The sequence below is a fragment of the Mycobacterium sp. genome (assembly GCF_049683355.1).
In the GTDB taxonomy this organism is placed as follows: domain Bacteria; phylum Actinomycetota; class Actinomycetes; order Mycobacteriales; family Mycobacteriaceae; genus Mycobacterium.
This window is the reverse complement of sequence record NZ_JBAUJB010000307.1, coordinates 23,270-31,571: the sequence shown is the minus strand read 5'-3', so window position 1 is coordinate 31,571 and position 8,302 is coordinate 23,270. Positions and strand designations below refer to the sequence as shown.

The window sequence follows — 8,302 nt, the reverse complement described above, 5'->3', positions numbered from 1 at the left end:
TCGCCCGTGACGGGGGTTGCACCAAACCGGGCTGCACCGTGGGTGCTTACGGCTGCCAGGTCCATCACGCCGCCGCTGACTGGGCCGACGGCGGGAACACCAACGTCGACGAGATGGGTTTGGCGTGCGGGCCCGACAACCGCGCCGTGGACACCGACGGTGGTTGGACCACTCGGATGAACGAGCGTCACGAGGTCGAATGGATCCCGCCACCACCCTTGGATACCGGCCAATCCCGGATCAACTACCGCCACCGCCCCGAACTACTCCTGCACCCCGAGGAGCCCGCGCGTTCGGAGACCACCACCGAGCGGGTCGAGCCCGAAGCGGTCGGCGCCACTCAACCCGGCGAACCCGCCGAACCGACCCGCGCCGGCGAACCCGGACAACCCGGCGGCCCCGCACCACCTGAAAACCAAGCAGCCTGACGGCTGCACCCTCCGCAGAGTGCACCTCCGCCGTTCCTAGCGGAGCGGAGGTGCACTCTGCGACGACGCGTGCCTGGAACCGGCTGTAAGGAAGCAGCTTACGACTACAGCGCGGTCGGGCGAACTCGGCCAGTGCCGATGGCTTGTTGCATACCGCGCGTCGCTAGTTGATCGGCCAACTCGTTGTCGGCGACACCAGAATGACCCTTCACCCAGAACCACTCGACTCGGTGTAGCGCACAGGCGATCTGGAGCCGCTGCCACAGATCCACGTTCTTCACCGGCTGCTTCGCGGCCGTCATCCAGCCGTTGCGTTCCCAGCCGAGCACCCACTTGGTGATGCCGTTCCGCACATAGGTGCTGTCGGTGTACAGATGCACCACCACCGGCCTGGTGAGCGCCTCGAGCGCCATGATCGGCGCGGTCAACTCCATCCGGTTGTTGCTGGTCTCACCGGGTTCGCCGCCGTACATCTCGCGGACGTGCTGACGGTGGCGCAACACCGCGCCCCAGCCACCCGGGCCGGGGTTGGGTCGACACCCGCCGTCGGTGTGGATGACCACGACATGGTCGCTCACGGGCACACCACGCCGCGGTCCACGGGTTCGGTCATGCGCCGAGAATAGGCAATCCGGCCGGCTGGTCGGCTCAGCGACGCACCCCGGCGTCTCGGACGGGCGCCGAGATCACGGCCGTACGTACCGATATCCCGAGTTGGTCATGGCGCAGCGTGCTGATCCGGCGCCCGGGCTGGACCGCGTCCTTGACCAGCGCGGCGCGGTCACCGAAGAACGCGGCTGTGGCGTCGATGTCTGCGACGACGTAGGTGATTCCCCAGAGAGTGGACGGACCCTCGCCGGCGCTGTCCGGCGAACCGACGACCTCGATGATCACCTCGCCGAGCCGGAAGAAGATCTGGCGGATCGGACGTCCGCCGAGCTCACCGTCGCGTTCCCGTCGCGGCTCCACACCGACGGCTGCCAGCGACTCGACCGTCCGACCCAGATCCGGTGAAAGCAGCACGACATGGCCGATTGTGGTGACGCCGTTGGGGTGCGTGCCCGGTGTACCCGGAGCCGCGTCTGACCGCGTCGTCGGGACTCCGTCGAGGTCCTCGATCGAGCGGCCGGGTGGCAGCCCGCGCAACGACCATCCGACGATGCCGGAGCCGTGACCGCGTCCGACGAGCCTGATGCCTACGCCACCGACCCGGCAGACCGCGTCGGAACCCACCGCGAACCCCGCCTGCGTCCAAGCCTGCACTGGATCGGCAACTTGGATCTCGTCGAGACTGACGGTCATGGAGGCTCCTCCACGGCTTCGGCCCTTGTTGGGATGACCGGATTGTAGGTCGCGACGCGGTGCGTCAGGCCGACATAGACGAGACCCTGCGCCTCTCCAGCAGCACGGACACGGTCAGCCCCGCGAGCGCCAGCAGTGCGCCGGCAGCGGCGGGCGCCGTGTAGCCCAGGCCGGCTGCGATGACCAGGCCACCCACCAGGGCGCCAGTGGCGTTGCCGACGTTGAGCGCGGAATGGTTCAGCGACGCGGCCAGCGTCTGCGCGTCGTGGGCGACGTCCATCAGCCTGGTCTGCAGGGCCGGGGCGACCGCCGAGCCGGAGGCGCCGATCGCGAAGAGCAGCACCAGCGCGGCCCACGCGTTGTGCGACGCGACGCTGAAGGCGGCAAGCGCGGCACCCAGTGAGCCCATCGACAGGTAGAGCGCCCGGATCACCGAGTGGTCGGCCAATCGGCCACCGACCAGGTCCCCAACGACCATCCCGAGGCCGAACACCATCAGCGCCACCGGAACCAACGCGCGCGACAGCCCGGCGACATCGGTCATGGTGGTGGCGATGTAGGTGTACACGGCGAACATGCCACCGAAGCCGATCATGCCCACCACCAGCGCCAGCCAGGCCTGCACCCGGCGCAGCGCACCGAGTTCGGCCATCGGGCTGGTGGACGGCATGAATCGCAACTGGAACGGAAGCCAGAACCACAGCGCGGTCAGCGTGACCACGCCGACGCCGACGACCAGGCCGAACGCAGCGCGCCAACCGAGTGTCTGGCCCAACCACGACGCCATCGGCACACCGAGCACCGTCGCGATCGTCAGCCCGGACATCACATGGGCGACCCACTGGCGCGGTTGCGCGGACCCATCAGGTGGGCGGCGACCATCGCGGCGACGCCGAAGAAGGCGCCGTGCGGCAGGCCCGCCAGGAACCGTGCGGCGATCAGCGATTCGTAGGACGGCGCCAGCATGCTGGCCAGGTTCCCGACGGTGAAGACCGCCATCAACCCGAGCAGTAGCCTGCGGCGTGCCATCCGCGCGGTGACCGCGGCGATCAGCGGGCCGCCGACCACCACACCCATCGCGTACGCCGAGATGACCTGCCCGGCAGTGGGTTCGGATACGCCCAGGCCGCTGGCGATGTCCGGCAGCAGGCCCATCGCCACGAACTCGGTGGTTCCGATGCCGAATCCACCGAGCGCCAGGGCGACCACCGCGAGCCAGCGCACCACCGGGTCCGGTGCCACCACCGACACCGGGCCGGACGCGCGGTCCAGGGTCGCGGTCACAGTGCCCGAGGGACGTCGACGGTGGGTTTGCCGAGCCTCAGCGCGGCTTCGGCCAGGCGACGGATCCGATCCCAGTCGCGGCGGCGGACGGCGTCTGCCGGCGTGAGCCAGTCCGCGCTGACGCACCCGACGTTGGGCGCCGCCAGGTAGCCCGTCAGCTGCGCAGCGGTGATCCCGCCAGAAGGGCAGAACCGGGCAGCGGGCACGAATGCTGCGAGCGCCCTGAGGTAGCGCACGCCGCCGACAGCCGTGGCGGGGTGCAGCACCATGTCGGTGTAGCCGTCCTCGAGCAGCTCCATGGCTTCGGTGGCGGACGAGGCAGCGGGTAGATGTGGCAGTTCGGTTGCACACATCGCCGTCCGCAGCGGTGCGCCTGCGCCCGTGGCGATCAGGAACTCGGCGCCCGCCGAGCGGGCTCGTGCCGGCTGGTCGACGTCGTCGACCCCGCCGGCCCCGACGATGACCTCCGGCGCCTCGGTCGCGATCAGCTCGATGGCCCGCAGTGAGCCGGGCGAGTCGATCGCCACCTGGACAAGGGGCAGTCCCGCCGCGGTGAGTGCCCGGGCGATCGGCACCGCGACGGACGCGTCAGAGGCGTTGCGCACGCTGATCACGGGCATCACCGGGGCGACGTCCAACAGCGATCTCGGCTCCTTCATCAGACCAACGGTAACCGCGGCTAACGTCCTTCTCAATCCTGACTTAAGTCTTTGAAAAACGGAAGTGGGGACGGTTAGGGTCTCGGTATGTCCTTGTTCCGGGCTGCGTCCGCAACTTCTGTGGGGGACCTGTACGCCCTGATCAGGGACAAACGCGAGATGACGCGCGCCGAGGCCGGAAAGCTGACCGGCTTGTCGCGGACGGCGGTGTCCGCCAGGGTGAGGGAGCTCACCGCCCGTGACCTGGTCATCGAGCGGGAACAGGCGGCGTCCACCGGCGGCCGCCCGCCCACGCTGCTGAGCTTCAACGCCGCCGCCGGGGTGGTGTTGACCGCGGCCATCGGAGGCAGCCGAGCACGGTTGGCGGTGTGCAATCTGGCTGCCGAGGTGCTGGCCGCCGCCGACATCGACCAGGCGCCGGGGCTGACCTCCGGGGATCTGATGCCGGAGGTGGTCAAACGACTCGATCTGCTGCTGGCCGGCACGGGATACACCGCCCGGCAGGTGTTCGGGGTCGGTCTGAGTCTTCCGGGCACCGTCGACCAGGAGCGGGGCTGCAGCGTGGACTCCCCGGTGCTCGGCGGCTGGGACGGCGCACCGCTGGTGCCGTACTTCCGCGAACTCACCGCGGCGCCCGTGGTGCTGGACAACGACGCCAACGTCATCGCGCTCGCAGAGTGGCGCGCCGGATCCGGCGGCTTCGACGACGTCCTGGTCGTCAAGGCTTCCACCGGGCTCGGCGCGGGCATCATCGCCGGCGGGGCCCTGCAGCGTGGGGCGACCCGAGCGGCCGGCGAGTTCGGTCACAACAAGGCCGCGGCGGCGACGGGACGGGTCTGTCGCTGCGGTGACACCGGTTGCCTGGAGACCGTCGCCGGGGGCTGGGCGTTGGTCGGCACGCTGCGCGAGGAAGGTCGCGACGTCCGGAACCTACGCGACGTCGTCGAGTTGGCACATGGCGGGGACGCGTTGGCGCGGCGGCTGATTCGCGACAGCGGCCGTCATGTCGGTGAGGTGCTCGCCGCGGCGGTGAACCTGCTCAACCCCGCTGCTTTGGTGGTGGCGGGCGATGTGGCGGGGGCCTACGACTTCTTCGTCGCCGGATTGCGGGAGACGTTGTACGGCAACGCGACCACGTTGGCCACCCGGGTGCTGCAGGTCGTCCCGTCGGCCCTCGGCGACCGCGCCGGGGTGATCGGCAGTGCCATGATGGTGCTCGATCGGGTGCTCGGTCCGGCCGCCATTGACGCGCTCGTCACACCCTCGCGATGAATCAGTCCGTGGGATCCCCAGGGGGTTCGAGCAGCGAAGACACATCATCGGCGTCCTGGCGACGCACGGTGTGCAGGCGTTCGGCGTAGAGCAGGTCATCGCGCCACAACCGGTGGGCCGCGCGCCGCATCAGCGGCGTGATCAGCGGTGCCGCCTGCAACGCGCGCGCGAACCCCGGACGGTCGGACTGCGCGATGACGGCTTCGACAACCGTGCTGCGCGGCGACCCATCCGGGCCGTATCCGTTTGGCGTAGCGTGGGTTTCGACGACGCTTCCGGTGCCTTCCCCGTCGACGATGCGCATCACCAGCGTGCGTCGTTCGGGGCTGGTGAACTCGGCGATCACCGGGATGCCGAGCCGGCCGACCCGGAAGGTCACCGCCACCAGGAAGCGGTCCTGCTCCTCCGGCACGTCACCACCCTCGGGTGGGGCGCTGAGCACCTCCAGCCTGGTGAACGAGTACGGGTGGAACCAGGCGCCGTGCCAGGGGTCCATCCGGTTGGCGATGATGTCGATGGGTTCACAGGTGCCGGTGAGGCTGGCGACTGCCGCGAGCCGTTGCCCCTCGGGCCGGGCCGGAAGGATCGGTGCCGACGTCGGATCCTCACCGCCGATCCGGTCGAGACGAACCCACGTCAGGACGCCGTCGTCGAAGACCGGCAGCGACGTCCAGTCGGAACGGGACCGCCCGGTCAGTCTCAGCCCGTGCCATGGGCAGATCAGGGCGCCGTCGTCGATGGTGCCGGTGCACAGGTCCGCTCCCAGGTGCGGGCAGCGCGCCGGGCCGCACCTCAACCGATCGTCGGCGCCGCGCCAGCAGACCAGCTCGGCGCCGGCGACGTTGGCCCCGTACGGTTTTGCCGCGATGTCCGAGGTCGCGCCGATGACGTACCAGTTGCCGCTGGGCCGCTTCTGGGACCGCGCGAGCGCCGCATCGATCACCGCCGGCGACGCCTGCCGGTAGGTGGGGGTCTGCCTGCTCCACGGGATGCGCGGCAGCACCTCGAACGGCGACGCCTTGCCGAGAGAGGTCGTCATCCGGTTCAGTCGGTTCATCGCAGTGTCCGCCTTTCGACGCGGCCGGCGAGCTTCCGCAGGACTGGAGAGCGTCCGCGCACCGGCACGGTGTACATATCGTGCCCCTTCAAGCCGAAATGGGCGAGAAGCGTGTTGGCGGCCGCCGTGCCCGTGGTGGCGGCACGCTCCATCAGTGCCACCGGAAGGTCGATCCGGATGCCGTCGCCGGCCAGCGCCAGGGTCGGGTGCGGGGTCCGAACCGTCGGCCGGCGGGCGTGATCGCCGGGGGCCAGGCGTGGACAGTCGTTGCGGCACAGCGTCTTCTCGAAGACGACTCGGGCCGACGAGGTCTCCGGGTACAGAGCGTGCAGCCGGGCGAGCAGCTCGCGCCGCAGCTGCGGGGTGTCCTCGGCGACCGAATAGGCGTGCAGTTCCACCACCGACCCGCCACTGCGCTGGGCCCATTCGATGGCTTCGTGTTCGTAGCGGTTCAGCACGCTGATGTTGTCCAGCGGTTCCAAGCCGCCGGTTCCGAGGAAGGCCGGTCGGTCGTCGCGGACCGGACTGTCCAGCCACAGCCGCATCACGATGAAGGGCGCCGCGGTGCCCAACCGGCCGATCCGGGTGCGCCACCCGTCGTCGCCGAGGCCCGGCGAACCCGAGACGATGCTCTGCAGCGCCTCGACGTCGGTGGCCAGCACCACGCCGTCGGCGTCGAGTTCGGTACCGGTCTGATCTGTCACCACGAACCTGTCGGGCCCCGCGGTGGTGACGCTTCGCACCGGTCTCCCGGTGTGCACCTTCACCCCGAGGTTCCGGAGGTAGTCGGCCAACGGTTCCCACAGCGCGACATCGAAGTCGGCGTCGGCGACGTCGAAGACCAGACCCTCGCTGGAGCCCAGGAAGTAGATGTGGAACATGGTCGCCAGTTCGGCGGCGGACAGCGCTTCGGGGCGGGTGAAGAAGCTGCGGGCGAACACCTCGAACGCCAGATGCCGGGCGGCCACCGGAAAGTTGATGTCGTGCAGGAACGATTCCGCGTCGAGGTCGTCGAGCCGGCGGTAGATCTGCGGTACCGACACCGCCGCCAGCGGAGCCGCGGCGCGGGCGTCGAGGCGGATCAGATCGCGTAGCCGGAAGGTGGGGCTTCGCATCGCGAAAACGAGAGCGTTGAGCGGAGGGGTACGGGGCAGGCCGCGAAATGTGTCACGTCGGCCGGCGGCGTCGACGAGGGGATAGTCGTCCAGCGGGCGCAGCATCGACAGCTGCGGGTCGACGCGCCGCAACAAGCTGCGCAGGTTGTAGTACTGGCGGAAGAAGGCGTGGAAGCCGCGGTTCATCGCCACCGGGGTGCCGTCGGGCAGATGCTCGCGCCAGCCACCCACCCGGCCGCCGAGGTGGTCCTGCTTTTCGAGCAACTCCACCGTCACGCCGCGCTCGGCCAGGGCGGTCGCCGCCGCCAACCCGGCGATGCCGGCCCCGATGACCACCACCGTCGGACGGTGGGGCAGGACACCCGCGTCGTCCAACCCCGGCGCGGCGGGGTGGCACACCCGACGGGGATCGCTCACTGCGGCGCCCGGCCGAGGAAGGTGTGCACGATGTTGCGCTGCCACCCAGGGACGGTGAGGCTGTGAACATCGGTGAAGCCGTTGCGCTGCAACCGGTTGCGGAAAGCGTCGGCGCCGTCGAAGTCGTTGACGCTGCGGCGCAGATAGCGGTACAGCCCGGCATCGCCGGAGCGGACCCGGCCGGCCGGGATGATGATCGCCCAGCTGACGACGTTCCACACCGCGGTCGCAGCGCGGGAGTCGCGGACCGAGTACTCGTGCGCGGCGAACACGCCGCCCGAACGCAACAGTGCGCGCAAGGAGCGAAGCACGGGGTCGGGGTCGGCGAGATTGCGCACCAGATACGCGGCGAGGATGCCGTCGAACGGGCCGGTGACGCCGGCGTCGGCGAGGTCTTCGGCCCGGCTGTGCACAAAGCGCACCGACGCCGGCCAGGTCTTGGCCTCCGCCTCGGCCAGCATCCCGGCCGAACCGTCCGCGGCGATGATCTCGGCGTAGGGTGCGACTGCCAGCAGTGCTGCGGTAGAAGCACCTGTGCCACAACCGATGTCCAGCAGTCGCAGGCCACGTCCCTTGTCGGGCAGCTGCATTCGTTCCGCCGACATTCTCAGATGTTCGTGGTAACCGGGATTGGCGCCGACGAGGCCGTCGTAGTCCCGGGCTCCGGCATCGAATGCCTCGGGTACGTTCTGCGGTTCGAGGTTCATGTCACCTTCTGTTCGCTCTTGACGCGGCGGTGTTGCCACAACAGCAGCACCGGCGCGGTGA

The 8,302-nt window shown here is 69.7% G+C and carries 8 protein-coding genes and 1 pseudogene; 2 read left to right on the top strand and 7 right to left on the bottom strand.

The annotated features are described in order from the left end of the window. Window positions 1–428 (top strand): HNH endonuclease signature motif containing protein (locus WA944_RS17940; protein WP_526647197.1); only part of this gene is annotated, 428 nt, incomplete at its 5' end. Window positions 429–532: 104 nt separating this feature from the next. Here WA944_RS17940 and rnhA read toward each other — a convergent pair. The 4 genes and pseudogenes from rnhA to eda all read right to left on the bottom strand — a co-directional run bounded on the left by rnhA (window position 533) and on the right by eda (window position 3,673). Continuing rightward, window positions 533–1,006 (bottom strand): ribonuclease HI, encoded by a 474-nt coding sequence (rnhA, locus tag WA944_RS17935; protein ID WP_526373059.1) that lies wholly within the window; start codon window positions 1,004–1,006, stop codon window positions 533–535. Window positions 1,007–1,076: 70 nt separating this feature from the next. Continuing rightward, window positions 1,077–1,730, bottom strand: coding sequence for a VOC family protein (locus tag WA944_RS17930; protein WP_526373057.1), 654 nt, complete (start codon window positions 1,728–1,730; stop codon window positions 1,077–1,079). A 64-nt stretch (window positions 1,731–1,794) separates the two neighbouring features. After that, a pseudogene (locus WA944_RS17925) lies at window positions 1,795–3,014 on the bottom strand (MFS transporter). Further along, window positions 3,011–3,673 carry a bifunctional 4-hydroxy-2-oxoglutarate aldolase/2-dehydro-3-deoxy-phosphogluconate aldolase gene (eda, locus tag WA944_RS17920; protein ID WP_526647196.1) on the bottom strand — a complete coding sequence of 221 codons (663 nt, stop codon included), beginning with the start codon at window positions 3,671–3,673 and terminating at the stop codon, window positions 3,011–3,013. The pseudogene WA944_RS17925 and the gene eda overlap by 4 nt, the downstream one beginning before the upstream one ends. An 87-nt stretch (window positions 3,674–3,760) precedes the next feature. Here eda and WA944_RS17915 point away from each other — a divergent pair, with 87 nt between their 5' ends. Then, complete coding sequence (locus tag WA944_RS17915) at window positions 3,761–4,945, top strand: ROK family protein (protein ID WP_526372753.1); 1,185 nt, start codon at window positions 3,761–3,763, stop codon at window positions 4,943–4,945. Window position 4,946: 1 nt separating this feature from the next. Here WA944_RS17915 and WA944_RS17910 read toward each other — a convergent pair whose 3' ends face one another. The 3 genes from WA944_RS17910 to WA944_RS17900 are packed head-to-tail and all read right to left on the bottom strand — an operon-like array spanning window position 4,947 to window position 8,241. Continuing rightward, the gene (locus tag WA944_RS17910) at window positions 4,947–6,002 is read right to left on the bottom strand and encodes a DUF5914 domain-containing protein (RefSeq protein ID WP_526372754.1); all 1,056 of its coding nucleotides are present in this window, start codon (window positions 6,000–6,002) and stop codon (window positions 4,947–4,949) included. Then, window positions 5,999–7,534, bottom strand: a complete 1,536-nt coding sequence (locus WA944_RS17905) for an FAD-dependent oxidoreductase (protein WP_526372755.1) — start codon at window positions 7,532–7,534, stop codon at window positions 5,999–6,001. Before WA944_RS17905 ends, WA944_RS17910 begins: the two co-directional genes overlap by 4 nt. Next, window positions 7,531–8,241 (bottom strand): class I SAM-dependent DNA methyltransferase, encoded by a 711-nt coding sequence (locus WA944_RS17900; protein WP_526372756.1) that lies wholly within the window; start codon window positions 8,239–8,241, stop codon window positions 7,531–7,533. The genes WA944_RS17905 and WA944_RS17900 overlap by 4 nt, the downstream gene beginning before the upstream one ends. Between the last annotated feature and the right edge of the window lie 61 nt (window positions 8,242–8,302).

Coding starts and splice junctions, on each gene's coding strand:
- WA944_RS17930 (WP_526373057.1), bottom strand. CDS start 1,730: ATGACCGTCAGTCTCGACGAGATCCAAGTTGCCGATCCAGTGCAGGCT.
- eda (WP_526647196.1), bottom strand. CDS start 3,673: ATGAAGGAGCCGAGATCGCTGTTGGACGTCGCCCCGGTGATGCCCGTG.
- WA944_RS17915 (WP_526372753.1), top strand. CDS start 3,761: ATGTCCTTGTTCCGGGCTGCGTCCGCAACTTCTGTGGGGGACCTGTAC.
- WA944_RS17910 (WP_526372754.1), bottom strand. CDS start 6,002: ATGAACCGACTGAACCGGATGACGACCTCTCTCGGCAAGGCGTCGCCG.
- WA944_RS17900 (WP_526372756.1), bottom strand. CDS start 8,241: ATGAACCTCGAACCGCAGAACGTACCCGAGGCATTCGATGCCGGAGCC.